The sequence below is a fragment of the Oceanobacillus caeni genome (genome assembly GCF_042678465.1).
In the GTDB taxonomy this organism is placed as follows: domain Bacteria; phylum Bacillota; class Bacilli; order Bacillales; family Amphibacillaceae; genus Oceanobacillus; species Oceanobacillus caeni.
Genome location: NZ_JBHTKV010000010.1, coordinates 1 through 24,681 on the forward strand (window position 1 = coordinate 1; position 24,681 = coordinate 24,681).

Annotated in this window: 23 protein-coding genes and 1 pseudogene; all 24 read right to left on the reverse strand. The window is 35.2% G+C overall.

What is annotated here, in order from left to right; all coding sequences use genetic code 11:
* Positions 1-170 precede the first annotated feature (170 nt).
* The 24 genes and pseudogenes from cotE to dpaA all read right to left on the reverse strand — a co-directional run bounded on the left by cotE (position 171) and on the right by dpaA (position 24,677).
* Entirely contained in the window at positions 171-743 is a 573-nt protein-coding gene (gene cotE, locus ACFQ18_RS08950; protein ID WP_060668853.1) for an outer spore coat protein CotE, read from the reverse strand.
* A 291-nt stretch (positions 744-1,034) separates the two neighbouring features.
* Positions 1,035-1,540: pseudogene (locus ACFQ18_RS08955) on the reverse strand (DUF3189 family protein).
* Positions 1,541-1,690: 150 nt separating this feature from the next.
* The gene (locus ACFQ18_RS08960) at positions 1,691-2,119 is read right to left on the reverse strand and encodes a YlbF family regulator (RefSeq protein ID WP_204798225.1); all 429 of its coding nucleotides are present in this window, start codon (positions 2,117-2,119) and stop codon (positions 1,691-1,693) included.
* A gap of 1 nt (position 2,120) precedes the next feature.
* A complete protein-coding gene (miaB, locus tag ACFQ18_RS08965; protein WP_204798226.1) occupies positions 2,121-3,695 on the reverse strand; it encodes a tRNA (N6-isopentenyl adenosine(37)-C2)-methylthiotransferase MiaB in 1,575 nt (524 codons plus the stop codon).
* A gap of 371 nt (positions 3,696-4,066) precedes the next feature.
* Positions 4,067-4,327, reverse strand: a complete 261-nt coding sequence (gene spoVS, locus ACFQ18_RS08970) for a stage V sporulation protein SpoVS (RefSeq protein ID WP_047186108.1) — start codon at positions 4,325-4,327, stop codon at positions 4,067-4,069.
* A 164-nt stretch (positions 4,328-4,491) separates the two neighbouring features.
* Complete coding sequence (locus ACFQ18_RS08975) at positions 4,492-5,289, reverse strand: TIGR00282 family metallophosphoesterase (protein ID WP_204798227.1); 798 nt, start codon at positions 5,287-5,289, stop codon at positions 4,492-4,494.
* Positions 5,290-5,454: 165 nt separating this feature from the next.
* Positions 5,455-7,017 (reverse strand): ribonuclease Y, encoded by a 1,563-nt coding sequence (rny, locus tag ACFQ18_RS08980; RefSeq protein ID WP_204798228.1) that lies wholly within the window; start codon positions 7,015-7,017, stop codon positions 5,455-5,457.
* 254 nt (positions 7,018-7,271) lie between these two features.
* Positions 7,272-8,309 (reverse strand): recombinase RecA, encoded by a 1,038-nt coding sequence (recA, locus tag ACFQ18_RS08985; RefSeq protein ID WP_047186105.1) that lies wholly within the window; start codon positions 8,307-8,309, stop codon positions 7,272-7,274.
* A gap of 162 nt (positions 8,310-8,471) precedes the next feature.
* Positions 8,472-9,722 (reverse strand): competence/damage-inducible protein A, encoded by a 1,251-nt coding sequence (locus ACFQ18_RS08990; RefSeq protein ID WP_338113662.1) that lies wholly within the window; start codon positions 9,720-9,722, stop codon positions 8,472-8,474.
* The gene (gene pgsA / locus ACFQ18_RS08995; RefSeq protein WP_047186104.1) at positions 9,719-10,297 is read right to left on the reverse strand and encodes a CDP-diacylglycerol--glycerol-3-phosphate 3-phosphatidyltransferase; all 579 of its coding nucleotides are present in this window, start codon (positions 10,295-10,297) and stop codon (positions 9,719-9,721) included. Before pgsA ends, ACFQ18_RS08990 begins: the two co-directional genes overlap by 4 nt.
* A gap of 77 nt (positions 10,298-10,374) precedes the next feature.
* Positions 10,375-11,292 (reverse strand): helix-turn-helix domain-containing protein, encoded by a 918-nt coding sequence (locus ACFQ18_RS09000; protein WP_060669022.1) that lies wholly within the window; start codon positions 11,290-11,292, stop codon positions 10,375-10,377.
* Positions 11,293-11,348: 56 nt separating this feature from the next.
* Positions 11,349-12,134 (reverse strand): DUF3388 domain-containing protein, encoded by a 786-nt coding sequence (locus ACFQ18_RS09005; protein WP_047186102.1) that lies wholly within the window; start codon positions 12,132-12,134, stop codon positions 11,349-11,351.
* A gap of 366 nt (positions 12,135-12,500) precedes the next feature.
* Positions 12,501-12,752 (reverse strand): DUF3243 domain-containing protein, encoded by a 252-nt coding sequence (locus tag ACFQ18_RS09010; protein WP_047186101.1) that lies wholly within the window; start codon positions 12,750-12,752, stop codon positions 12,501-12,503.
* A gap of 73 nt (positions 12,753-12,825) precedes the next feature.
* Entirely contained in the window at positions 12,826-13,542 is a 717-nt protein-coding gene (gene ymfI / locus ACFQ18_RS09015; RefSeq protein WP_047186100.1) for an elongation factor P 5-aminopentanone reductase, read from the reverse strand.
* A 9-nt stretch (positions 13,543-13,551) separates the two neighbouring features.
* Positions 13,552-14,835 (reverse strand): EF-P 5-aminopentanol modification-associated protein YfmH, encoded by a 1,284-nt coding sequence (yfmH, locus tag ACFQ18_RS09020; protein ID WP_204798229.1) that lies wholly within the window; start codon positions 14,833-14,835, stop codon positions 13,552-13,554.
* Positions 14,828-16,114 carry an EF-P 5-aminopentanol modification-associated protein YfmF gene (gene yfmF / locus ACFQ18_RS09025; RefSeq protein ID WP_047186098.1) on the reverse strand — a complete coding sequence of 429 codons (1,287 nt, stop codon included), beginning with the start codon at positions 16,112-16,114 and terminating at the stop codon, positions 14,828-14,830. The genes yfmH and yfmF overlap by 8 nt, the downstream gene beginning before the upstream one ends.
* 131 nt (positions 16,115-16,245) lie before the next feature.
* Positions 16,246-18,531, reverse strand: coding sequence for an FtsK/SpoIIIE family DNA translocase (locus ACFQ18_RS09030; protein WP_047186097.1), 2,286 nt, complete (start codon positions 18,529-18,531; stop codon positions 16,246-16,248).
* A 290-nt stretch (positions 18,532-18,821) separates the two neighbouring features.
* Positions 18,822-19,022 (reverse strand): YlzJ-like family protein, encoded by a 201-nt coding sequence (locus ACFQ18_RS09035; RefSeq protein ID WP_047186096.1) that lies wholly within the window; start codon positions 19,020-19,022, stop codon positions 18,822-18,824.
* Entirely contained in the window at positions 19,019-19,741 is a 723-nt protein-coding gene (locus ACFQ18_RS09040) for a ClpP family protease (protein ID WP_047186095.1), read from the reverse strand. Before ACFQ18_RS09040 ends, ACFQ18_RS09035 begins: the two co-directional genes overlap by 4 nt.
* Positions 19,742-19,856: 115 nt before the next feature.
* Positions 19,857-20,732, reverse strand: a complete 876-nt coding sequence (gene dapA, locus ACFQ18_RS09045) for a 4-hydroxy-tetrahydrodipicolinate synthase (protein ID WP_204798230.1) — start codon at positions 20,730-20,732, stop codon at positions 19,857-19,859.
* A gap of 53 nt (positions 20,733-20,785) precedes the next feature.
* Positions 20,786-21,994, reverse strand: coding sequence for an aspartate kinase (dapG, locus tag ACFQ18_RS09050; protein WP_047186093.1), 1,209 nt, complete (start codon positions 21,992-21,994; stop codon positions 20,786-20,788).
* Between the two features lie 22 nt (positions 21,995-22,016).
* On the reverse strand, positions 22,017-23,063 hold the full coding sequence (asd, locus tag ACFQ18_RS09055; RefSeq protein WP_047186092.1) for an aspartate-semialdehyde dehydrogenase: 1,047 nt from the start codon (positions 23,061-23,063) through the stop codon (positions 22,017-22,019).
* Between the two features lie 148 nt (positions 23,064-23,211).
* Entirely contained in the window at positions 23,212-23,796 is a 585-nt protein-coding gene (gene dpaB / locus ACFQ18_RS09060; protein ID WP_047186091.1) for a dipicolinate synthase subunit B, read from the reverse strand.
* A complete protein-coding gene (gene dpaA / locus ACFQ18_RS09065; RefSeq protein WP_047186090.1) occupies positions 23,793-24,677 on the reverse strand; it encodes a dipicolinic acid synthetase subunit A in 885 nt (294 codons plus the stop codon). Before dpaA ends, dpaB begins: the two co-directional genes overlap by 4 nt.
* Positions 24,678-24,681: the final 4 nt, after the last annotated feature.

Consider the following 24,681-nt stretch of genomic DNA (forward strand, 5'->3'; position numbering starts at 1 on the left):
CCACTTGTTACCCACCCGCATAGCAGGTGGTTTTCTGTTTCGCACGCTGCCGCGTACTCAACGGACTAAAGTCATAACGAAACAAAAATACGAGGGAAAAATTCCCTCGTATTTTTTGCTGAATAATTTCTTTTAAGGAATGGTCGCGTCCGGATTCGGCGCCTTTGCTCTTAATCCTTTTTATTTAAAAAGTCGGGTTTTACACTTTCTAATTCATCATCTGTTACTTTATAGTCCCATGAATCATCGTCATCATGATCATCATGGTCATAGCTCCATTTAGGATCTACTTTAACAAATAATTTTGTCTCACCAATTACCTGCACAACAAACTCTCGCTCTACCTCAACAACAATTTTGTGACCTTTGTTTGTAATTTTGCATTCTAAACAGTTAGGCTGTTGTACCACTTTAGCTAAAACATCACACTCATCACTTAGCATATTTTCATCTTTAATGGAAAGTGGAATAATATCTGTATACGTTACCCTTTCCGTTACAACCTCCGTTTTCGTATTATCATTATACGAATACCAAACGTTGATATCATAGCTTCCTGTTATTTCAACCGTATCCTCTGATTTTTGTTTTGCATTATATAAATGGTTGATAACCCAGCATCCTAAAATACTTGATGGTCTATGTGATGGGGTAATGGAGTGAGAGTCTTGTGTGAATTTACGTCCTTTTCCAATAACTGCTTTCGTGATAATCTGTCTGTAGTCTTTATCAAGAAAAGTCATAATTACTTTTACCTCCTCTTTTTTCATTGTCATTTTATGCAAGACAAATACCTAAAGTGCATGATATTGTTTAAATGCAATAAATCATTTATAAAGAAGACTTTCATCAGTGGAGTTTTCCTTTATCCCCACTGATGGTTAGTTGCACTTATCAGACCTTTACGGGTAGTTGATCCTTCTTTGTTTTCCCAGAAGCATAAGGTGGAAGTCTTACTGCCCGTTTAGATGGGATAAAAAATAGGCCCCTACAAACGGCTAGGGGCATATTTTAACAATTGCTTTTTATATTCTTTATTTAAACGCTTTATTATCTAAAACGATTAATTTACTAGTTCTTGCAATACTTTCTTTTTTGGTTTGCTCAACTAAACTATTAATACGATTACAACATTGTTTGGCTCCTAATATAAGTAATGGATTTCCGATAAACTCCATGTTTATCCCCCGAGAAAAAAGCCTCCAATTGACATTACAAGTGGTACAGTCGGTGAAGTGTTTGAAAATATTACTTTCTCATTAAAATCATATTTTTCTTGCAGCAACTCAATAAAAGACTTTAACGCGGGAACAACATACTTATTATTTTTCCTGCCTAAAGTATAAACTTTGTTTCCTTCTTCATCAATCCCATGAAATATCAATTTACCCAAATCATGTTTTGTTAATTTGTTAAAATAATCTACATGAACGATTTCATCTTTTGTTAGTTTCCTATCTGTTGGAAGTTTTTTTAGATGGTATGCTGCAGCGAGCGATGTAGTGTGTGTTCCTCCGTAGTCATTGTATATAAATATCACAATAATCATCCTCCGTTATTATTGTGACCAAGATTACCTAGGTTAAACCGATTAATGTATATTATAATTAACATTTTAATATGCTCCGACATCATACCTGAAATCATTTTTTAAAAATAAAAACCAAGCAAATTATGCTCGGTTTTTATTTTAATGAGAACAACCTATTTTATTTTTCGCCTTCGAACCTGTCTCGCCAGATAATATATCCCCACCAGTTGATTCAATCACTCGGTTCGTAACTTCTCTTGCAATTGTTCCTGAAACAAGTTGTAAAACGTCATTTACTACAATTTGAGTTTCTTTAAATTCCTGAACAACAGGAATTTCATCAATTTCATTTTGCAGACGCTCAATTTCCTCGTCTACTTTCTTTAGCGCTTCATGCTTTCCATATGCTTGGAAATTTACTGCTTGTTTTTGTAACGTTTTTATTTTTTGAATTAGCTTCTGTACTTTTTGATTTTCGTTTAATTTAGCTTCTACTTGCTTAAATCTTTCTATTTCATCTGTGCTTGACAGCATTTCTGCTAGCCTTTTTGCCTCATCTAATACATCTTTACGTGTATAGGTAGCCACATTAGTTCACCTCAATTGTATTTTCCACCATTATACCATCTAACGACCATGTTTTAGCTTCCGTAATTTTAACATCTACTATTTTACCAATTGAAGATTTCGGACCTTTAAAGTTTACTAACTTATTCTTTTCCGTATATCCTGCTAATACATCGGGATCTTTCTTACTTTCACCCTCTACTAAAACCTTAACTACTTTATCTTTATACGTCTTCATGGATTCTGCTGCTTGTTTATTTACCAATTCATTTAGACGGTATAGACGTTGTTTCTTCACTTCTTCTGGGACATCATCTTTTTTACGTGCCGCTGGTGTCCCTTCACGTGGAGAATAAATAAATGTATAAGCAGCCTCAAAACCTACTTCTTCCACTAACGACATCGTTTCCTCGAATTGTTCATCTGTTTCATTAGGGAAGCCAACGATGATATCAGTTGTAAGTGTTACATTAGGGATTGCTTTTCGTATTTTACGTACTAATTCCAAATATTCTTCACGCGTATATTTACGGTTCATTTTCTTCAATACTTCACTACTTCCTGATTGAACTGGAAGGTGAATATGATCAAGAAGGTTTCCACCTTGAGCTAACACTTCAATTAAGTGATCATCAAAGTCTCTTGGGTGGGAAGTAGTAAAACGCACCCGTGGAATGTCAATTTTATGAATGTCATTCATTAAATCACCAAATGTATATTCTATATCTTCGAAGTCTTTTCCATACGCATTTACATTTTGACCTAGTAATGTAACTTCCTGATACCCTTGTGCAACTAAATGACGAACTTCCTGAATAATGTCTTGCGGGCGACGACTTCTTTCTTTACCACGCGTCATTGGGACGATACAGTATGTACAGAATTTATCACAACCATACATAATATTAACCCAAGCTTTAATTTTACCTTTTCTTACTTTAGGAAGATTTTCAATAATATCGCCTTCTTTAGACCAAACTTCAACAACCTGCTCTTTGCCAAACATTGCTCCTTTAATTAAGTCTGGTAGGCGATGGATGTTGTGTGTTCCAAAGATTAAATCGACATGAGGATGTTTCTTCATGATACGGTTTACAACGGACTCTTCTTGCGACATACAACCGCATACACCTAGAATAACATCTGGTTTTTCCAATTTAAGTGGTTTTAAATGTCCAATTTCTCCAAATACTTTATTTTCAGCATTTTCACGGATTGCACATGTATTTAATAGGATAATATCAGCTTCATTTGTTTCTGAGGTTGACTCATATCCCATTTCACTTAAAATACCTGCCATTACTTCGGTATCATGCTCGTTCATCTGACAACCATATGTACGAATGAGGAATTTTTTACCTTTTCCAATTGTTTTCATATCTTCTGGAATGGAGAAATCGTAATGAAATTTAACGTCTTCTTTAAACCGTTTTCTAGCTTTTTTTATATCAGGAGGTTGATAACTTGTTTGAAAGTATTTCGCTATCATTTCCTCACTTGAAGTGTTCTTAATACGTTCTATATTGTCCTGATTACTATGATCCACTGAATCTACTTGTTTTATTTGTGCTTGTTCTTTACGTTGCTCTTCATTCATAGTTATACTCCTTTCATAGGACTTAAAGAGGTCGTTCAAAAAGTCCGGTAAAAATGACATGCCCCTTCAAAAGTGGAGGCGTGAGTTGGGCGCAAAGCTCATCTTTAGTCGGCCTTCCTTTAAAGAAGTTTGTTGGCGATAGCAGCAGTGTTGCAACAAATCTTTACGGTGGGACGAGTAATAGGAGCCCCAGGACGTTGCGACTTTAGCCGATTCGGTCCTTTTTATCCTCCTTTTGAACACGGAATTAAATATACATAAGTTTACAATTTTACAGTATAATCCCTATTCTTAAATTTAACAATAAAAAATATAATGAGCAAATAAAAACCCTCCCCTAATTTATAAGAAAGGGAGGGTTTAAAAAACCATTATCTAGGCTCTACAATTAGTTTAATCGCAGTTCTTTCTTCATTATCAATCATAATATCTGTAAAAGCTGGGATGCAAATTAAATCTACTCCACTAGGTGCAACAAATCCTCTCGCTATAGCAACAGCTTTCACTGCCTGGTTAAGAGCACCTGCTCCAATTGCTTGAATCTCCGCTGTACCACGTTCCCTTAATACATTTGCAAGTGCACCTGCTACTGAATTTGGACTTGATTTTGCTGAAACTTTTAATACTTCCATGACTAGTACCTCCTTCATTTGCTATTATAGTTCTACTGATACTATATTCGTGGAGATGTTAGCTTATTCCCTATTATGCATCAATTTTTCAAAAGATTCCATAAATCAGATGATTCATCCCATGAAAAGCCTTACGAAGCTAGTGGAATTTTTAAAAGAAATTTTCAGCCAAAAAACGGATGATCTTCGTTTATTAAAATCCGTTCAATATTCGTTGCTTTACCGCTATGATTATCTATTGTTACCACTACTGCCCCTAGCTGTGTTCTTCCATTTTTCGTTACTTCAAAGCGGACAGGCAAAGATGTTAAAAATCGTTTTATGACCGCATCTCTATCCACACCTAAAATCCCATCATATGGACCCGTCATTCCCACATCAGTAATATATGCGGTACCTTGTGGCAAAATGCGTTCATCTGCAGTTTGTGTATGAGTATGTGTACCTACAACTGCACTTGCACGTCCATTCACATACCAGCCGATTGCCTGTTTCTCACTTGTTGCTTCCGCGTGGAAATCAATAAATATAATATTAGTCCGCTTTTTGGCTTCCTCTATTAATTCATCTACTTTTAAAAACGGATCATCAATTGCTGGTAAAAAAGTTCTTCCTTGTAAATTAATGATCGCAACTTCCACCCCGTTTACATTCGTATAGATAATCCCTTTACCAGGTGTTCCATCGGGAAAATTAGCTGGACGAATCATATATTTCGCATCATCAATAAATTCAAATATTTCTTTTTTATCCCAAGTATGATTTCCCATCGTAATTACTTGGGCGCCCCACTCCATAAATTGTTTATAAATTTTTTCCGTTATACCTTTACCTGAAGCGGCATTTTCACCATTTATAATGGTTAAATGGGGGCGGTATTTTTCTTTTAATTTTGGTAAATATTCTTTAACCATTTCTCTTCCTGGAGATCCTACGACATCTCCAATAAATAATATTTTCATTCTGCTATCATCCTATCTTATCCATTACTTATAGTTTTTCATAATCATTTTTCAAAGTCAAAAAATTTAATTTCTATTTATTTAAAACGATTAGAAAAACCATTGTTTGTTACGTTAAGATTTTCAACGTAAAACAAAAGTAGCCACTTTGTATGGCTACTTTTGTTATTTTGCATATTCTACCGCTCTCGTTTCTCTTATCACAGTCACTTTAATGTGACCTGGATAATCGAGCTCATTTTCTATTCGTTTTCTTATATCCCTAGCAATACGAACGGATTCTAAATCGTCAATTTCATCAGGTTTAACCATTATCCGAATCTCTCTACCCGCTTGAATTGCAAAAGACTTTTCTACACCTTCGAATGATTCAGAGATTTCTTCCAATTTCTCTAATCTCTTAATGTAATTTTCAAGTGTTTCACTTCTAGCACCCGGTCTTGCTGCAGACAGTGCATCGGCAGCGGCTACTAATACAGCAATAATAGATGTAGCCTCTTCATCACCATGGTGGGAAGCGATGGAATTAATGACAACAGGGTGTTCTTTGTATTTAATGGCTAATTCTTTGCCAATTTCTACGTGACTGCCTTCCACTTCATGGTCTATTGCTTTACCAATGTCATGTAGAAGTCCTGCTCTTCTTGCTAACGTTACATCTTCGCCTAATTCAGCAGCAAGCAACCCTGAAAGGTACGCAACTTCAGTAGAATGCTTCAACACATTTTGACCATAGCTTGTACGATATTTTAGACGACCAAGTATTTTCACTAAATCTGGATGTAGACCATGTACGCCAACCTCAAATGTTGTTTCTTCTCCAACCTCGCGTATATATTCATCAACTTCACGTCTTGCTTTGTCCACCATTTCTTCAATCCTTGCTGGGTGGATACGTCCATCTTGAACGAGTTTTTCTAATGCAATACGAGCAATTTCTCTTCGAATTGGATCAAAACCAGATAAAACTACTGCCTCTGGTGTGTCATCGATTATTAAATCAATACCAGTTAATGTTTCTAGTGTACGTATGTTTCGACCTTCGCGCCCGATAATACGTCCTTTCATTTCATCATTTGGAAGGTTTACAACAGATACAGTTGTTTCAGCAACGTGGTCTGCAGCACAGCGCTGTAAAGCAAGCGATAAAATACTTTTTGCCTTTTTGTCCGCTTCTTCTTTGACACGATTCTCAGCTTCTTTAATCATGACTGCTGAATCATGTTTTACTTCTTTTTCAATCTTCTCTAAAATAATCTGCTTCGCTTGGTCTGATGTATATCCAGAAATGCGCTCAAGTTCCATTTGCTGCTGTTCTTTCATAGCTTCCACTTTGCTTTTCATTTCTTCAATTTGTTGTTGTTTGTCTGCTAGACTTTGTTCTTTACCCTCTAACAACAGTTCACGTTTGTCTAATGTCTCACTTTTCTTATCAAGACTTTCTTCTTTTTGCAACAGACGATTTTCTTGCCTTTGTACTTCTGTTCGACGTTCTCTGAGTTCTTCCTCTGTTTGCTGGCGAAGTTCATGAATTTCATCTTTCGCCTCAAGAAGCGCCTCTTTTTTAGAGGCTTCCGCATTCCGATGTGCTTCTTCTACAATCTGTTTAGCTAAATTTTCCGCACTAGAAATCTTAGCTTCTGCAATAGATTTACGTATCAGATAACCAACAACAATACCGACGATCAGAGTAAGCAAAATGGAGATGATTACATAAATAAGGTCCATCTTTTCACCTCCTATTGCCATAGGTTTAACTTTCATATTGTCGGCATGTAACATGTAGATGCATAATCTAACAATTAATCTTATAAAAATTATAAAATTATACAGTACAATTGTAATTGCCTGTATTATAAATGTCAAGAAAACGTCATAAAAACACGATAAAAAAATCCATATATTTCCTTAAGAAATAACTTAATACATTTTAACCAAAAAAGGTCCTTACGAATTTTATCGTAAAGACCTTTTTCAATGGATTAAACATCTAGACTTTCTTGACCTACTTGTTCCGCATCTTCGGGATCCGTATCATCTAAATTATAGTGGTTTCTAATTGCTAGGTGTATTTCATCCATCATTTCTGGATTTTCTCTTAAGAATATTTTTGCATTTTCACGCCCTTGACCAAGACGTTCACCATTATAAGAATACCAAGCTCCACTCTTTTCAACAATATCTAAATCCGAACCGATATCTAGAATTTCTCCTTCTTTAGAAATTCCCTCACCGTACATAATATCTACTTCTGCCTGTCTAAATGGAGGAGCAACTTTATTCTTAACTACCTTAACCCTTGATTTATTCCCAACAATTTCATTTCCTTGTTTTAACTGCTCCGCACGGCGAACTTCTAATCTTACAGAAGAGTAAAATTTAAGCGCACGTCCACCTGGTGTTGTTTCGGGGTTCCCGAACATAACACCAACCTTTTCACGGATTTGGTTAATGAAAATAGCCGTTGTTTTAGATTTATTAATCGCTCCAGAAAGTTTTCTTAATGCTTGAGACATCAGTCGAGCTTGTAAGCCAACGTGGGCGTCTCCCATTTCACCTTCAATTTCTGCTTTCGGCACAAGTGCTGCAACAGAGTCCACAACAATAATATCTACCGCTCCACTACGGACTAACGCTTCAGCGATTTCTAATGCTTGTTCACCTGTATCGGGTTGTGAAAGTAATAATTCGTCGATATTTACCCCTAATGCACGTGCATAAATTGGATCTAAAGCATGCTCTGCATCGATAAAAGCTGCTTGTCCGCCTTGTTTTTGCGCTTCTGCGATTGCATGTAGCGCTACAGTTGTTTTACCAGAAGACTCTGGGCCATATATTTCTATTACTCTACCTCTTGGATAACCGCCTATACCTAATGCAACATCCAATGCTAGGGAACCACTTGGAATAGTTGCAATCTTCACTAATTCCTGTTCACCGAGTTTCATAATCGAGCCTTTTCCAAATTGTTTCTCTATTTGTCTTAAAGCCATATCTAAAGCTTGTTTTCTATCACTCAACGAGACTACCTCCTTAAATTACTACTACTATCATACAATGATTTTTAGCTTTTGCCAAGAAAGAATCGAATAAATGTTCTTATGTTTTGGTAGTCAAAATTATCCAGAAAAGTTGATTTGTACTACTAGAAAACATCAAATCTATTAACTTTTCTTGCAAAATTAAAATTTTAGAAAGTGGAAAACTATTTCTAAGCCTTTTAAAGTCGCTCTTCTTCTAATTGCATTTCTGTCACCAGAAAATATAAATTTCTCTACTTTTTTCTCTCCATTACTAGTTGTAAGTGCAATATAAACGGTACCTACACTTTTGCCTTCTACTTCATCAGGACCAGCAACCCCGGTAAAACTTATTCCAATATCGGCATCCAGTTTACTAGAAACTTGTTCTGCCATCTCTAACGCACATTCTTCACTAACCGTACCTTTATTTTGAATAGTTTCTTTGGAAACACCTAACACATCTTGTTTCACATTCGTATCATAACAAACAATTCCTCCGCGACATACATTAGAAGCACCACTTACCGAAATAAGTCTATTCGAAAACATCCCACCCGTTAAACTTTCAGCACTAGCAATTTTCATCTTTTTCTCTTTTAACAACGAAATAATATTTTCTTCGATCGTCTCATCGTTAATTCCATAGAAATAATCTCCAACTTCATGGAGAATCTGCCTTTTGCTTTCTTCTAATAATCGTTCTGCCCGTTCCTCAGTCTCTTCTTTTGCGGTTAAACGAATAACGACACCAGTATTTTGAGCTAACGGTGCAATAGTAGGATTTTTCTGAGCCTGGATTAAATGGCTTAATCTATGTTCTAATTCTGACTCTCCAATGCCTAAGAATTTCAATACCAACGACTTAATGACCTCAGTATTCCCGGTTAACTTTTGAAGATATGGGAAAACTTCCTCTGTAAATAAACCTTTCATTTCCCTTGGCACACCTGGAAGGAAAACCCACGTGGTTGACTCATGACTAACAATCATACCTGGAGCCATACCTTTCCTGTTAAAAAGAACCTGACTTCCTTTAAACACTCGTGCTTGTCTTCTATTATTCGGTGTCATAACCGTATTATTTTTTTCAAAAAATGATTGAATTTTATCCATAGACGGTTTATGTTCAACTAATTCAAGTTCTGTCATCAGTTGAAAAGCTTCTCTCGTTAAATCATCATCTGTTGGCCCTAAACCACCAGTAACTATAATAATATCTGATCGTTTTTGTGCTTGTTCAAATGCTTCCTGTACACGATTTAAATTATCGCCTACTACTCCATGCTGATACACATTGATACCTAAAGAAGCAAGTTGGTTTGATAACCACTGTGCATTTGTATTTGCTATTTGTCCTAAAAGTAATTCTGTTCCAACTGCTATTATTTCAGCTTTAACATTTGTCATCATTTAGAATCCCTCATTACATGCCAATTTTTTATAAAATAATCAATACCCGATAAAACAGTGAAAAATAATGCGATATATAACATAATTATACCAATTGGTAATCCAAAATACGAGAATGGAAAATTATGCAATAATAATATTGCTATGGCAATCATCTGTGTTGCTGTTTTAATTTTACCCATGCTTCCTGCAGCTAAAACAATTCCCTCACCAGCTGCTACTAAACGCAAACCTGTTACGGCAAACTCTCTACTAATAATAATGATAACAACCCATGCAGGGGCATATCCCATTTCAATAAGAAGAATTAACGCTGCAGAAACAAGTAATTTATCTGCCAATGGATCTAAAAACTTCCCTAGGTTTGTTACTAAATTATGCTTCCTTGCTATATAACCATCCACCCAGTCCGTTGTGGATGCAATAATAAAAATCAGTGCAGCAATGAAATGAGCTACAGGTAATTCACTATATCCTATATCCCATATTCCCCATTCAAATGGATAACTAAGTAGTAAAATAAAAATAGGAATCATTAAAATTCTAGATAATGTAAGTTTATTTGGTAAATTCATGTTTTTTTCCCTTCTATCTTTTATAACTAAAGAAACAGAAACCCTTCCACATAGATAACTGGAAGGGTCTACTATGTTTATTCAATTTCTTGATCGTTAATATTAATCCATAATTGTTGATGCACATATTGGTTAGCATCTACCGGATATTCTAATTCTATACCATTGATGGTGACTTTTAAATCGGAGGCATTTCCGATGTTTAGGTAAATTTGACTTGACCCACTTAAATCTAATTCGAGTGGTGAGCTCTCAGCTTCAAAAGTACTACTATATAAAGATTGATCTTGATCACCTTTCACATCAAGCCATGTTCTTGAATCTGTCTCAAAAACTAATTTAATTTCATCTCCTGCATTCGATAATTCAAGAGTAGATTTAGGACTGGATCCTGTTCCCGCTTCTACAACTGTTAGTTCCGCTTGAGATTCATTTTCCTGTTTCATATCCTTTTGTTTTTCTTTAGAATCTGAATTTGTTGATTTTTCATTTTTGTTGTTATCTTCTGTTGCGGAACTCTCTTTATCTTTATCATTCGGATTGTTAATGATAATTTCTGTATCATCTAATTTCTCTTCTTTTGCAGCATTATCCCCTTTACTCGAACTGCCATTAAAAAACCAAATTACGAATACGATAGCAAGAATTAATAAAATAACGATAATAGCAGGAAATATGGAGAAGAGTTTTGAATTTTTCTCTACACTTTCCTTTTTAGCCCTCTGCATTCGACTATATTCTACCGGGGGAGATTCCTCTTTTGTTTCAGGAATTTCTTCTTTATGTTCTTCTAATAATTCACTCGGATCAATTCCAACAGCATTTGCATATTCCTTTATAAAAGCTTTTGCATAGAACTTACCCGGAAGTATTTCAAGTTTTCCCTCTTCAATTGCTGCTAAATATCTCTTCTGAATTTTAGTTATTTCTTGTAGTTCATCTAATGACATACCTTTAGAGACTCTTGCCTCTTTCAGCCTTGCCCCTATGTCCATTTAAAAAACACCTTCCGTTCTAACTATAGGTTAATCCGAAGTCTGATCACAAAAGTTTAAAAATCGAACATGGAAAATCCATTTCCGCCATGAAATGGTTGATTCTCAAACTTTTCATACGTAATTTCTTCGTTTTCATGACTCCTTAATTCAATAATATAATCAAAATCTTCCATTGTATATTCTGTTGATTGAACAAATATATCCGGATGCTCTACTATTTTCACTGCCGGCAATTGCATCAATTCTCGAATTAATTGCCAATGTTGTTCATTAGCCTTAGTTGAGACAATACCGTCCATAATATAAATCGTATTTGTACTATATTCCCCTTCTATTAATTGATTTCGTATTGTTTGTTTAAGCATTGTACTAGAAACAAATAACCAACGTTTACTGGCGCATACACTTGCGGCCACTACAGATTCTGATTTTCCAACCCGAGGCATACCGCGAATCCCAATCAATTTATGTCCATCCTGTTTAAATAATTCTGCCATAAAATCGACTAATAAGCCCAATTCATCTCTCACAAAACGAAAAGTCTTACGGTCATCTCTATCTGTATGAATATATTTTCCGTGCCTGACAGCTAATTTATCCTTCAACTTAGGTTTACGTATCTTGGTAATTTTTATTGTTTCAATCATTTGTAAGACGGTTTTCAGACGTGCAATATTTTCATCATATTCTGAAACTAAAAGCATACCCCGTCTAGAATTTTCTACACCATTTATTGTCATAATATTGATGGATAACATACCTAATAATGACGATATTTCTCCTAACAACCCTGGTCTATTTGTTTGAATTTCATATTCAAGGTACCATTCTTTATCCATAGAAAGCCCCTTTATGATACATTATACAATACTAAATACTATCATAAATGATTTTGTCGCAAGTGAAAAGCATAATATGTAAACTTTACCAAATTCCTTATTAAAGAACAAAGGCGCAAGCGCCCGTTTAGTGACGTATAGACTGGACTGAGCCGTAGGAGATAAAGGAAACACGGTGAGTGTAAGCGAGCCGATGTTGACTTATTGTACGGAGGTGAAGGAAGTCTACTAGTCACTGGGAGCTGGAGCCGGACGTAGCTTTTTCTATATCTAAGTTAGCCACAGCCATACAAATTTTATAATTTCCCAGACAATTACTAAAAGAAGCTGTAACGGTTAAGTATACAGCTTCTAATTAAATTAACTTTAATTTGATTTTTGAACTAGCTTTACCATCGTGCTAGCAATAGCTTGCTGTTCTTGCTCGGAAGCAGCATTCCAAAGTTCTTTTAGAACAGCTTCTTCCTTGTTTTTGGCATCCACGTTTTCAGCTAAATAATCGCCAACTTCTGCAGCAATACTGTTTATTGTCTGTTGATTCATCCCTTGTTGCTGAGCCTGCTCTAAGCGATTTGCTAAAAAACCTTTCCATGTATCGAAGTTTTCAAGAATTGACATACTATTTCTCTCCTTCCACGAGTTTATTACGGATATAGTATGTGAATTTAAAATTCATTTATACATGAATACATTACCAACCACCATTTATATTTAAAATCTCACCTTGTATATAACTGGATTTTTCATCTAATAAAAAAGATACAGCATGCGCAATTTCGCTTGGTAAACCAGCACGATTTACAGGAATTTCCGATATGACTTGGGCTTTTTCTTCTTCTGATAAGGAGCGATTCATTTTCGTATCAATAAAACCTGGACTAATGGCATTTACTGAGATTCCACTCGGTCCCACTTCCTTAGCTAAAGCTTTAACAAAACTATTTTGTGCCCCTTTAACAGAAGAGTACACAACCTCATAACTTGCACCTACATTACCCCAAATCGATGTAATAAAAATAATATTACCAAAATGTTGTTGAACCATATTTGGCAATACCTGCCTTGTAATTTTCCACGGAGCTTTAACATGAAGATTTAACATTTGGTCCATTAATGTATCTGACGTTTCTTGAAATAAACGAAATTCAGCTTTGCCACTTGCAAAAACAACGATATCAATTCGAAAGACTAACTGGTTTAAAAATTCATTCGTTTCTTTTTCATTACTAAGATCTGCTTGAATAACACTAAGAACACCTTTGTCTTTAATCTTTCTACGAAGCTCCATCATCGCTTCTGAATTTTTATGGTAATGTAAAATCAATTGATATCCGTCTTCTGCTAAACGTTCCACAATCGCTTGACCAATATCTCCACTAGCACCGATAACTAAAACATTCTTCCCCATACTCTACTCCTACTCAGCAGAAATCGTACAAACTGCTAAACGTTCTTCTTCGATCCATTCTTTTAAAAATCGATTTGCTTCTTCTAATTGTAACGCCTGAATCGTTGGGATGATATCAAATAAATCTACTTTTGATATATGATAATGCGTATACTTATTTGCCATAAATTCCAATGAATTCATAGAACGCAACAGCCTGCCAATTTTCTTTTTCTTCATACGATTAAAATCTTCCTCGCTTAATGTTTCATCGCGAGTAGATAATAACAATTCCTTCACTTTATTTGAAAACACTTGTGGTTCATCACTATTACTACCTATTAAAGTATATCCATAATTTTTATCTAATGTTGTTTCAAAATAAAAGCTATCATCAATTAATTTTTCTTGATAGAGTTCTTGATAAAAAGAACCACCTTTTGAAAAATAATAATCCACAATCATATTCTGTAATAAATCTTTTTTCAGAAATTCTTCCCCACTAATCTCTTCTGATGATTCTTTTATTCCAACCGTGCATTTAGGTACAGAAACGGGCATTTTAATATGATGTTCTTTCATGGCTACTTCTTTTGGCTCATTCGGTAAATAACGATTAATTTCATCCATCTTCTTAAAGTCCTTAGAAGCCTGGTTTGATTTAATTAAATTCATCATTTGTTCAGGATTAAAGTTGCCTGTAATACATAACGTCATATTTTCTGGATGATAAAATGTATAGTAGCAAGTATACAAATCATCCTTTGTTATTTTACTAATAGATTCTACTGTACCAGCTATGTCAATATTGATTGGATGATTTTTAAACATCGCTTTAATGGTTCCCATAAACGATTGCCAATCTGGTTGATCATCATACATTTTAATCTCTTGACCGATAATACCTTTTTCCTTTTCAACCGATTGTTCAGAAAAATAAGGATCCTGCACAAAATTAATTAGGGTCTCTACATTCTTCTCGATATGATTAGTAGCAGAGAATAGATATGCTGTTTTGGTAAACGAAGTGAAAGCATTAGCGGAAGCGCCTTGTTTCCCAAAGTCAGCAAATACATCATGATCTTCTTTCTCGAATAATTTATGTTCCAGAAAATGTGCGATACCCTCTGGAACCGTTATTTTTTCGGATTGCCCAATGGGAACAAAGGTCTGATCAATCGAGCCATAATTAGTTGTAAAAATCCCATATGTTTTAGCCATTTCGGGTTTCGGTAATAAAAATACAGTTAAACCGTTATCTAATTTCTCAGTATAGAGTGTTTCAGCGATATCATTATACGTTTGTTTATTCATTTTCTTGGCCTCCTTCACTCGTTAAAAGATAAACTGTATCTTCTTCTATTTTTTGTGCAATTTGTATAACTTGTTCTTTCGTTACACTTTTAATTTGACTGATTATTTCATCTGGATCTATAGTTTTTTCCCCAACTACCTGTTGATATAAAAGCTCAATAAATCCTTGTGGGTGATCCATTGTCTCTAACATTTGATTACAAATTAATTCTTTTGTTTCTGATAAATTCTCCTCTGTAAAATCTCCATTTTTCATCGCCGTTAATTGTTCTCTAATGATATCTCTTGCCTTCTCAAAATCTTCTGGAGCAATACCACTAAAAACAAAAAGCAACCCTTTATGACTCTCCATTTGTGAGGAAGCATAATAGGCTAAACTATTTTTTTCTCTAACGTTGATAAATAGTTTAGAACTAGGAAACGCACCAAAAATTCCATTAAACACTTGCAGAGCATAATAATCCTCATCTTTAAAATACGTATTGGTTCGATAACCAATATGCAATTTAGCTTGTTGGACATTTTGTTTCTCGATAATTTCTTGCGGTTCCGTAATTTCCTTCTTCGTTGTCTCTCGTCTATCTAGTAAGCTTACGGAACTACGATTCATCGAAGCAATAATTTCGTTTTTTATTTCTTCTTCATTAAAATCTCCTAATACATAGATATCTAATTGATTATCTTGAAGTAAGCTTTGATAATAACTATAAAGATCTCCAGCTGTTAACGAATTCAAGTCTTCTTCATAGCCATGAACATGTAATGAATAAGGTTCATCTTTACACATTTCATCGATTAAACGCATATTTGCATACTGCATTTTATTATCTTTAATTGCACTCATTTTTTGTTTTAATGTATCTTTTTCTCGATTAAAAATAGCCTCATCAAATGCATTATTTTTACTTTTTGGATGGAACATAAATTCGCTTAATAAAGCAATACCTTCTTTGATAATAGAAGTCTCTTCAGGGATGAACTTTGGATTCGCTAGTTCTAATCTAAAGGTTAAAATATGATTTTCTCCTTTTTTGCCTCCATCAACGGATAGGATTGCACCGAATAAATCATCCAATTTTAATTGTAATTCTTTTCGAGTTGGATAAGATTTTGTTCCTTGCTTCAATATATAGGGAAGTAATGCTCTTTTGGTAATTGTTTCTCTTTCTAAAGGAGCTTTTAGCTTTGCTACGATGTTAATCGTTTTATATTTATTACTTTGAATAAAATGAAACTCTATATTATTTTCGTTCAAACGTTTTTCCGTGATATCTTGCATGAATGAACCTCCCAAAAAAAATTTCCTTGATACTTCTATATTGCACATTTTTTCCAGTTATCATCCATTATACGGTAAAAAAAGCAGACTTGCGAATATACAAGTCTGCTGAATCATTTATTTCTATACATTTAAGACGTTTTTTCTTCCTGAGTACCAGAAACTAACACTGTTCTTGGTTTACTTCCTTCATAAGGCCCTACAATGCCACGTTCTTCCATTGCATCGATAAGTCTTGCAGCTCTTGTATAACCGATTCGAAATCTTCTTTGCAACATAGAAACACTTGCGCTTTGCATTTCAATAATAAGTTGTACCGCATCATTATAAAGTTCATCATCAACTTCAGTATGAACTTCATCATTTTCATCGGGGATCATTTCTTCTTGATAAGATGCTTTTTGTTGATCAATACAATGATCCACAATTCTTTCAACCTCATCATCTGATAAAAATGCCCCTTGAACCCTTTTTGGTTTGGAAGCACCAACTGGTAAAAATAACATATCGCCTTTCCCAAGAAGCTTCTCTGCTCCTCCAGAATCCAATATGGTTCTAGAGTCTGTTTGTGAGGAAACGCTAAAAGCAATTCTGGAAGGGATATTCGCTTTAATAACCCCAGTAATAACGTCTACAGAAGGTCTTTGGGTTGCAATGATAATATGAATACCAGCAGCCCTTGCCATTTGTGCTAATCTTGTAATAGAATCTTCCACATCATTCGAAGCAACCATCATCAAATCGGCAAGTTCGTCCACGATCACAACAATGTATGGGAGGTGTGGTTGTGATTGTTCGGATGATAAATTATACTTTCGAATATATTCATTATATCCTTCTATATTTCTAGTTCCAGTATCGGAGAATAGATCATACCTTCTCTCCATTTCCGATACGACCTTCTTTAAGGCTTTTGAAGCTTTTTTCGGATCTGTTACAACTGGAGCTAACAAATGTGGTATTCCATTATATACGTTCAATTCCACTTTCTTCGGATCAATCATCATCATTTTAACCTCATGTGGTTTCGCCCGCATTAAAATGGTAGTAATAATACCATTTACGCAAACACTTTTACCACTTCCGGTAGCACCTGCGATGAGTAGGTGCGGCATCTTATTTAGTTCAGCAACAACAGCATCCCCTGAAATATCTCTTCCTAATGCAACTAGTAGTTTAGAAGATTTGTTGTTCCATGTACTATCTAACACTTCTCTAATCGACACCATTGCAACTTCTTGATTAGGAACTTCAATTCCGACAGCTGATTTTCCGGGAATTGGAGCTTCAATCCGTAAATCCTTAGCGGCTAGAGCTAGTGCTAAATCATCATGTAAACTTACAATCTTACTAACCTTTACACCTGCTTCAGGTGATATTTCATATTTTGTAACCGCAGGACCTACATTTACCTTCGTAACTCTTGCCCGAACTCCGAAGCTTTTAAATGTACGATCTAACTTTCTTACCGTTGCTTGGATTTGTGATTTTTCTTGATACTGCGAATTATGAGCAGGTTCCGCTAGTAAATCTGGAGATGGTAAAATATATTCATGGTTTTCCGTCTCAGTCATCGGTATCGACATGGAGTAATCCATTTCTTCTTCATCTGTATGGTTAAGTTGGGTCTCTTCTTTTTTACTCGGTTGATTTACTATTTCATCATTTGTTTCTTGGGGTTGATAAGCAACATCTGTAAAATCTGTTATTTCAGGTTCCTCTGTGTTTACCTGTTGATTATCTACTATTTCTGCCTCTGTTACACTATCTTCTGCCTTCACTTCATCTCTTTTCAATTTAACATTTTTTATTCCTTCACCAAAACGTACAAACATATTCTTACATTTTCCTATTAATTTAGAAAAAATATCTCCTAAAGATATATCCGTTAAGAATACAATACCAATGATGATAGAGAAGACAGCAACAATTTTCGCCCCTACTAATGAAAATAAATAGTTTGTAAAAGTAAAGAGCAATCCACCTATCATTCCCCCACCTGTTTGCACGGCAGTCCCATTACCATTAATAAATTGTAAAAAATGATTCCAGGTTGAGCCAATTATAGAGACATTTTGCAGCATTAACTGCTCAAAAGTTTGTATATGCGTTATTAACAAGACCCCTGCAAATAAAATATAAAATCCAACGAATTTTTTATGAAATAAATATGGATACCTTCTTTTTACCATAAGAAAAATACCAATTATCAGTAAAAATACCGAAGCTAAAAAATACCAGATTCCTAGAAAGAATCGGAATAAATATTCTAATCCACCAGGAATGGCCCCATCACTAATTGCACTTGCTCCACTTCCGAAGATTGCTAAAGCAATAAACAATAATCCTAGCAACTCATTTTGCAATTTCTTTTTGCGATTTGAATTTTTCCGTTTCTTTCCCTTCTTTTTTTTCATTCTTTCACCTCACTATTTCCACCATACCAACTTCTCTAAAAAGAAGACTAACCATCAGTGGGGGATTTTCCTTCATCCCCCACTGATGGTTAGTCGCACTTATCGGACTTTTACAGGCAGTTGATCTCCCACCTACCTTCTTTGTTTCCCCAGAAGCTTGAGGTGGGAGCCTTATTGCCCGTTTAGGTGGGATAAAGGAAAACCTTGCCAAATTTGGCAAGGATTATATTAACTATATTATAACATAAAGTCTATTATCAGTGGAAAATTGAAAAACATGCTTTAAAAGGCTAGTGTAGAATAGATCCGGGTGAATATTTAAGGAAATCTTGCGGATCAGTGGATAACAATTGTACTAGTTGATAGGAACCATCCACGTTCTTTTCGGCTATCATCATTTTTCCTTCATATGAAATGCATTCCCTATTCTTAAAACTCTCATCTGAAGGTGGAAAGATGTCTGATTGCGATAAAGGTGTATACAAAATCACTGTATCACCTGACTTTCATTTCCCCGATTATTGTCGATGAGCTCGTTTAATTTTCTCATTGCGTTACTGACTCCTCCAACTTCATCAATCAACCCATATTCTACTGCATCAGCTCCAACAACGTTTGTTCCAATATCTCGAGTTAAATTCCCCTTGGCAAACATAAGATCTTTGAACACCTCTTCTTTAATATTAGAATGATTAACAACAAACTGAATCACTCTATCTTGCATTTTATCTAAGTATTCAAATGTTTGCGGAACACCGATAACGAGACCAGTCAACCTTACCGGATGGATAGTCATGGTTGCTGTTGGCACGATAAAGGTATAATCCGTGGAAACCGCAATTGGCACACCAATGGAATGACCGCCGCCCAAAACGATTGAAACGGTTGGTTTTGACATAGATGCTATCATTTCAGATAATGCCAAACCCGCTTCTACATCTCCTCCTACCGTATTCAATAAGATTACGACACCTTCTATCTTCGGATTTTGTTCAATCGCAATCAATTGGGGGATAATATGTTCATACTTCGTTGTTTTATTTTGTGGTGGAAGTTGAACATGACCTTCTATTTGACCAATAATAGATAAAACATGAATATTCGAATCAGGAGCCTGTGGAACGTTTGTTTGTCCTAATGACTGGATTTTTTGTACTAAAGACGAGGCATTCGATTGCTCATCCTTTTTTTCTTCTTGTTCTTTACTCATCTGTCAATCACTCCCTAAAGCTTATATTAACTTTAGTATGAACGAATTTTGTATTACAATGCAGAAATTTATAAGATAGAAAGTTTATGTACATATGCAAAAAAATATCGGCTTTTTATAAGCCGATATTTTCTATTCGTGTATTTAGTTCGTTTCTTTCTTCTTCATTTAATGGGACTAATGGTAATCGAACGCCACCAACCTCTATGTTTTTCATTTGTAAGGCTGCTTTAACCGGGGCTGGGGATGGAGACGTAAATAATCCATTCATTACCGACAATAATTTACGGTGCATGGTAGCTGCATGTGTTATATCACCATTAAAAAACCGATTAATCATTTCTTTCATTTCATTTCCTATAATATGGGATGCAACGGAAACAACACCAGTTGCCCCAATAGACAACATAGGTAAAGTTAAACTATCATTACCACTATAAACAGTAAAGTCATCATTTGTTTTTTCAATAATTTCGGAGATTTGATCTAAATCAGTTCCTGCTTCCTTAATGGAAACGATATTATCTATTTCACTTAACCTTACAACTGTATCTACGTCCATATTTACGATAGAACGTCCCGGAATATTATACAGCATGATAGGCAGTGTTGTTTCTTTTGCAATTTGGGAAAAGTGTTGAAACATACCTTCTTGGTTAGGTTTATTATAATACGGTGCTACAAGCAAGAAACCGTCAACCCCTAATGCTTCTGTTCGCTTCGTTAATTCGACTGATTCCTTCGTATTATAACTTCCGGTACCCGCAATAACAGGAACTCTTTTATTAACTATTTTTACTACATGACGAAATAATTTCATCTTTTCATCTACGGATAACGTAGGTGATTCACCAGTAGTTCCGCCAACAACCAATCCATCAGTACCATTTTCTAATAAATAGTTAATTAAATCCTCTAATTGGCCATAATCTAATTTACCATCCTTATCGAATGGCGTAACCATAGCAGTTAACACTTGACCGAAATTCATTTTTTCACCTTCTTAATAATATTGAAGAAGATCCTGTTGACTTTTACATATTATTAAAGACTAAAAACATCGTGTAAGGCATTCACAGCAGTTTTTAAATCTTTCTCATGAACAAGAACCCAAATTGTTGTGTAACTATCGGCAGACTGTAAAATCTGTACACCTGCATTGGTTAATGCTTGAACGATTTCAGCTGCAACCCCAGGTACTCCAGTCATGCCCGCGCCCACAGCCGAAACTTTGGCACAATTTCTTGTGATTTCCGGTTTAAACCCTAATGTTTCAAGTACATAAACTGCCTTATCTGCTAAATCATTTGGCACTGTATAAATTACCCCTGCTGGTGAAATATTGATGAAATCGACTGAGATTCCCGCTTCAGCCATCGCTTTAAATACATCCGATTGAAGTCTATATGCCTCTTCTTTGGTTTGAACCTTTAATTGAGTAATGGAAGACATATGGGCTATCCCTGTTACTAAACGATCTTGAATATCAACACCCATTTCCTTCACTCTAGATGAGGTTACTAATGTCCCAGGTTCAAGCGAGTAAGTTGATCTAACACGTAATGGGATTTTTGCTTGCATGGCGATTTCTACCGCCCTAGGATGAATTACTTTCGCACCTTGATAGGCAAGATTACAAATTTCTGAATAAGTAACGACATCTAAAGAATGTGCATTTTCAACTATTCTTGGATCTGCTGTCATAATACCCTCAACATCCGTAAATATTTCAACCATCTCTGCCTGTAATGCCGCTCCAAGGGCAGCCGCAGAAGTATCACTACCTCCACGGCCAATGGTAGTAATTTCTCCCATTTCTGTTTGTCCCTGAAAGCCTGCCACTACAACGACATCATTATTTTCTAACTCTTTATAAATTCTTTCTGGTTTTACTTCTTTAATCTTTGCTTGTGTAAAGTCCTCACTCGTAATAAAACCTGCTTGTGCGCCCGTTAATGCAATTGCATTAATATGTTGTTTTTTTAATTCATTGGATAAGACAACAGAAGAAATAATTTCCCCACAGGACATAAGTAAATCAATTTCACGATCTGAACTATTCGTTGCTGGAAAACCCACTAACTCTAAAAGTGAATCTGTTGCATATGGATCTGGCTTCCTTCCTAATGCAGAAACAACAACTACTAGTTTATAGTCTTTCACTAATGCATTTTTAATATGCTTGATAACATGTTTCCTATTTTCTTCAGACTGTACAGAAGTACCGCCAAATTTTTGTACTAAAATCTGCATCTTAACACCTCTAATAAACTACTTATAGCCAGTTATTTTTCACTAATGTTTGAGCTATTTGTACCGTATTCCAAGCAGCACCTTTAAGAAGATTGTCAGATACAATCCATAAATGGAATCCTTTATCATTGTCTAAGTCTTTTCTTACTCGACCAACGAAAACCTCTTCTTTATTTGCTGAACTTAAAGGAGTAGGATACGTTTGTGTAGAGGGATCATCTTGTAAAATAATTCCTTCTGCATTCTCAAAAGTTCTCCAAATATCTTGGACAGTTACTCCATCTTTTTCTACCTCAATATATACACTTTCGGCATGAGACGTGAAAAATGGTAATCGCACGCATGTAGCTGCTACTGATAAGTTAGGTTCATGCATAATTTTTTTAGTTTCATTTATCATTTTCATCTCTTCAAATGTATATCCATTATCTTGGAAAAGGTCTATTTGTGGTAATGCATTAAATGCGATTGGATAGTGCTTTTTGTCACTACCAGCAGGTAATATATTTGCTTCCATTTCTTCATTGTTCAGATATTGTTTTGCTTGATGTTCTAATTCAGCCACTGCTTTTGCACCTGCTCCAGAAACAGCTTGATAGGTGGAAACAATAACTCTAGATAATCCAAAATGGTCTTTAATTGGTTTCAAACCTGCTACCATTTGAATAGTGGAGCAGTTCGGATTTGCGATAATTCCTTTGTGTTCTTTAATGTCTTCTGCATTCACCTCTGGTACAACTAGTGGTACATTTTCGTCCATGCGGTATGCACTAGTATTGTCTACTACCACTGCTCCTCTTTTAACAGCTTCTGGAGCTAATTGTTTCGAAACAGATCCCCCTGCAGAGAATAACGCTATATCTATTCCTTCAAAGCTCTCCGGTTTTGCCTCTTCTACTATAATTGTTTTACCAGCAAATGTAAGTTCTTTCCCAGCTGAGTTTTTGGAAGACAAAAGCTTTAATTTATTTAAAGGAAACTTTTTTTCTTCTAATATTTTCATTATTTTTTGACCTACTGCACCGGTTGCTCCAACTACTGCTACATTATATGCTGTTTTTTCTGACATTTAAAACTCTCCCCTTAATCTTATTAGAAAACTCGGCACGACAAGATTTTGGCGATGCCTTCGTTATACTCATGCAGATAAAAAGTTTGCAGTTTTTTTACTGCTAAAAATTAAATCTCTTAATTTATTATTTTAACATATTTTTTTATTAAAAAGGAATAATAATAGGTTGAAGTTGTTCACGATCTAAAGCGGATTTGATTGTATCCTCTAATAAGTCAAGGTTCGCTACTAAGGAGTTTGGTTTTTTCATAGGATTATCTTGACCAAATGGCACAAAATAAATAAATTTACTATTTAATAATCGCGCCAAATTGATACCATTTAATCCGAGGGCATCATTTGTAGTAACGGATAGAACGACAGGATTTTGATTTCTGATAGTGGATTTTGCTGCCATTAATACGGGATTATCAGTAATCCCATTCGCAAGTTTTGCCATGGAGTTTCCGGTAAGTGGTGCAATCACCATACAATCTAGTGGTTTATCCGGTCCTAATGGCTCTGCATCGGGCATAGAAGTAATTACTTTTTGACCAGTTAATTCCTCTAATTTATTTAAATGGTCCTCTCCTCTACCAAATTTAGTTTCAGTACTCTGTACGGTATAGGATGCAATTGGAATGACTTCAACACCTTTATTTACTAAGTTTTCAATTTGCAAAAACACTTTACTAAATGTGTGATGTGAACCAGTTAATCCAATACCGATACGTTTCCCTTTTAAATTCATGATAAACTCCCCTCGTTTAATAATATTTGTTTAATAACATCTGCCAGAATTCTTCCAGCTGTTTTCGGAGCTACAATACTAGGCAAACTTCCAGTTAAAATTGCTTGAATACCACGTTTTGTTGCATATTCAAAATCTGTTCCTCCTGGATTTGACGCAAGATCTATAATAATTGCATGAGAAGGTAATTGCTGTATTACCTTTTGATCAACGACCAATGCCGGTACAGTATTTATTATTATGTCACAATTATTAGTGTGTTCATGGAGTTTATCAATTGGAATTGCCGTTAAGCCCATTTCTGTTATTCTTGCTAATTCTCTAATATTATTGGCACTAACCGAAACTTTCGCACCAAATGCAGAAAATCGATTTGCTACAGTTTGACCAACCCTACCAAACCCTGTTACGAGTACACGTGAGGAATGAATCGTATAGTCTGTATTCTCAATCGCCATCATGATTGCACCTTCTGCTGTAGGTATTGAATTATAGATAGCGACATCATCTCTATTAAACAATGGAAAAAGCTCTATCCCAGCTTCTTTTGTAACATGATTCAAATATTCATTTGTAATTCCGGTAAATACTTTTGTTGTTTTTTGTAGCTGTCCGAACCATTCAGGAGTTAACTTTATTTTTTGATCAGAAAAAACTGTTTCAATGTTTCCTTTAGAATCCGTTCCAGTTATTGGTAAAATAACACTATCCAATGTATTTAATTCTAATTCATCAAATTGAGTTTGTTTTAAGCCTGTGAAACTTTGATTTAAATTATCGAAACCCACAAGAATAATAGTTGTTTCTGGCATTAGTTCTAATTGCCTAATTAATTCTATATATCTTGCATCCCCACCAATTACAGCAATTATTCGACTCATGATT

Bases quoted from the DNA above. Each gene is read 5' to 3' on its own strand.
- cotE (WP_060668853.1), bottom strand. From the start codon at position 743: ATGACTTTTCTTGATAAAGACTACAGACAGATTATCACGAAAGCAGTT.
- miaB (WP_204798226.1), bottom strand. From the start codon at position 3,695: ATGAATGAAGAGCAACGTAAAGAACAAGCACAAATAAAACAAGTAGAT.
- spoVS (WP_047186108.1), bottom strand. From the start codon at position 4,327: ATGGAAGTATTAAAAGTTTCAGCAAAATCAAGTCCAAATTCAGTAGCA.
- ACFQ18_RS08975 (WP_204798227.1), bottom strand. From the start codon at position 5,289: ATGAAAATATTATTTATTGGAGATGTCGTAGGATCTCCAGGAAGAGAA.
- rny (WP_204798228.1), bottom strand. From the start codon at position 7,017: ATGGACCTTATTTATGTAATCATCTCCATTTTGCTTACTCTGATCGTC.
- ACFQ18_RS08990 (WP_338113662.1), bottom strand. From the start codon at position 9,722: ATGATGACAAATGTTAAAGCTGAAATAATAGCAGTTGGAACAGAATTA.
- pgsA (WP_047186104.1), bottom strand. From the start codon at position 10,297: ATGAATTTACCAAATAAACTTACATTATCTAGAATTTTAATGATTCCT.
- ACFQ18_RS09000 (WP_060669022.1), bottom strand. From the start codon at position 11,292: ATGGACATAGGGGCAAGGCTGAAAGAGGCAAGAGTCTCTAAAGGTATG.
- ACFQ18_RS09005 (WP_047186102.1), bottom strand. From the start codon at position 12,134: ATGGATAAAGAATGGTACCTTGAATATGAAATTCAAACAAATAGACCA.
- ACFQ18_RS09010 (WP_047186101.1), bottom strand. From the start codon at position 12,752: ATGTCAATTCTTGAAAACTTCGATACATGGAAAGGTTTTTTAGCAAAT.
- ymfI (WP_047186100.1), bottom strand. From the start codon at position 13,542: ATGGGGAAGAATGTTTTAGTTATCGGTGCTAGTGGAGATATTGGTCAA.
- yfmH (WP_204798229.1), bottom strand. From the start codon at position 14,835: ATGAATAAACAAACGTATAATGATATCGCTGAAACACTCTATACTGAG.
- yfmF (WP_047186098.1), bottom strand. From the start codon at position 16,114: ATGCAAGATATCACGGAAAAACGTTTGAACGAAAATAATATAGAGTTT.
- ACFQ18_RS09030 (WP_047186097.1), bottom strand. From the start codon at position 18,531: ATGAAAAAAAAGAAGGGAAAGAAACGGAAAAATTCAAATCGCAAAAAG.
- ACFQ18_RS09040 (WP_047186095.1), bottom strand. From the start codon at position 19,741: ATGAGTAAAGAACAAGAAGAAAAAAAGGATGAGCAATCGAATGCCTCG.
- dapA (WP_204798230.1), bottom strand. From the start codon at position 20,732: ATGAATTTCGGTCAAGTGTTAACTGCTATGGTTACGCCATTCGATAAG.
- dapG (WP_047186093.1), bottom strand. From the start codon at position 21,994: ATGCAGATTTTAGTACAAAAATTTGGCGGTACTTCTGTACAGTCTGAA.
- asd (WP_047186092.1), bottom strand. From the start codon at position 23,063: ATGTCAGAAAAAACAGCATATAATGTAGCAGTAGTTGGAGCAACCGGT.
- dpaB (WP_047186091.1), bottom strand. From the start codon at position 23,796: ATGAATTTAAAAGGGAAACGTATCGGTATTGGATTAACTGGTTCACAT.
- dpaA (WP_047186090.1), bottom strand. From the start codon at position 24,677: ATGAGTCGAATAATTGCTGTAATTGGTGGGGATGCAAGATATATAGAA.